1 protein-coding gene is annotated in these 628 nt (G+C 63.7%); it reads left to right on the top strand.

The genetic code is table 11. From position 1 onward, the window contains the following. Positions 1-56 precede the first annotated feature (56 nt). Positions 57-628, top strand: a 572-nt coding sequence (locus QQK25_RS23485; RefSeq protein ID WP_284190122.1) for a transposase, incomplete at its 3' end; no start/stop codon positions are given.

Genomic DNA, 628 nt, shown 5'->3' with positions numbered 1-628 from the left:
GAGCCTGTCCGAATTTTTGTGTTTGAGGCATAACGTAGTCCCGGAAAGGAATGGTTATGCCAAGGAAGAAACAGAAACAGCCGCTGCCTGCGGTTGCGGAGTTGCCGGAAGAGGCCAAGCGGTGGCTGGAGCAGGTGGTGACAGGTCCGATGACGGCGGAGGCGGTCGAGGACGTGATGCGCGGCTTCAAGAAGGCGTTGATCGAGCGGGCGCTGCAGGCGGAGCTGAGCCATCACCTGGGCTACGCAGCGGGCGAGGAGAAGCCCGAATCGAGCGCCAACCAGCGTAACGGCACGAGCGGCAAGACGGTGCTCACCGACGACGGGCCACTGCGGATCGACATCCCGCGGGACCGGGCCGGGCAGTTCGAGCCGCAGCTGATCGGCAAGCACGAGCGGCGCTTTACGGGGTTCGACGACAAGATCATCGCGATGTACGCCCGGGGGATGAGCGTGCGCGAGATCCAGGCTTTTCTGGTGCAGATGTACAACACGGAAGTGTCGCCGGACTTCATCAGCCAGGTCACGGACGCGGTGATGGACGAGGTGCGCGAGTGGCAGGGCCGGCCGCTGGAGGCGATGTACCCGGTGGTGTTCTTCGACGCCTTGCGGGTGAAGATCCGCGAAGA

This window comes from Zoogloea oryzae, assembly GCF_030161255.1.
GTDB classification, from domain to species: domain Bacteria; phylum Pseudomonadota; class Gammaproteobacteria; order Burkholderiales; family Rhodocyclaceae; genus Zoogloea; species Zoogloea oryzae.
The sequence above is the reverse complement of the archived record's forward strand: the minus strand, read 5'-3'. Positions and strand labels throughout refer to the sequence as shown.